Below are 1146 nucleotides of genomic sequence, written 5' to 3'. Positions count from 1 at the left end.
ATTAGCTCCTTGTGAAGTATAACCGTTAGGGAGTGTCGTTCCCTTTCCAGCAGATTTAACACTATTTTGACCAACAACCGCTGAAGCAATTATTGCTGCCGAATGCATTGCGTTATCAAATTTAATCAAGTTCCGGGCAGATTCAATACTAATCCCTAAACCTTCTGACAAATTCTGAGCTTTATATTCATTAAAAGCTGCAAGATCTTGTCCTTCTAATTTGTTTATCTGGCTCAATATTTGTTTATAACCATCATAGTACTTAGTATAGTTAGAATAAGCATCATTATAGGCTATATAATCTTCTGGTTTGATCGTTTTAAAATAACTATCGTATGCTGCTTGTAGATCTGCTCTGGCTGCACTGCATTCTAATGAACTTAAATTCTGGCAAACCGTATTTAAAATTTCATTTCGTTGCTCATCCAAAGCATTTAATACAGCGACTTGACCTTGTAGTTCTTGTTTTCGGTCATCCGAAACAATCATTATTCCTTTTTCAATTAGGTCTAATTGGGCCTGTGCATCTTTTCTCTTTTTATCTTCTGATACATTTAAATAATTATTCTCAACCGCATTTTTACCCGCAGCAACGCCAGTATTCACATCTTGAATATCACCACCGGCAGCGGCTATCGCAAGGCCTGTGGCGAGTTGTGATAGGGCGCTGATTTGTTGTCTTTCTTCTTGTGATAATTCCGCTACTGTTTTACCTGGGTAAAGAATACCCATGATAACCTCAGCACCACGTTCACTTGCAGCAGCACCTAAGCCACCCACTAGGGCGGAGTTGCCTTGCAGCTCGGCTACCACCGCACCGAGTATGGCATGGCTGACAGTATTGGCAACTATATCACCTTCCGTATGCTGTTTTATAATAGTTGCTATCTTCGGCGCGAGTGCCCCTGCGGCGGCCCCTGTCATGTCGCCACTGATTAAGCCGTTGATGAGGCTAACCGCCATGTCAATGCCTTGACGGGTGTCACTGCCCATCGCTGACATGCCTTCGTTCATCGCCTTTTTGTAGGCGTCTTCGTAGATTTTTTGTTGCTCTTCTTCTGTTAGTCCCTTGTTTTTACTTTTCTCTTTTTCCTTTTCAACCGCTTCTTTTGCCTTGGATTCGGCTCTTATCCGGTCTATATGATT

At 42.1% G+C, this 1146-nt stretch carries 1 protein-coding gene; it reads right to left on the bottom strand.

Annotated features, from left to right (window positions below; all coding sequences use genetic code 11):
- Window positions 1-1146 (bottom strand): VENN motif pre-toxin domain-containing protein (locus tag A9G25_RS11365; protein ID WP_065627012.1); only part of this gene is annotated, 1146 nt, incomplete at both ends.

The sequence above is a fragment of the Gilliamella sp. Bif1-4 genome, assembly GCF_001690535.1.
Lineage (GTDB): Bacteria > Pseudomonadota > Gammaproteobacteria > Enterobacterales > Orbaceae > Gilliamella > Gilliamella bombi.
Note: the sequence above shows the minus strand (reverse complement) of the source record. Positions and strands in the feature narration are given on the sequence as shown.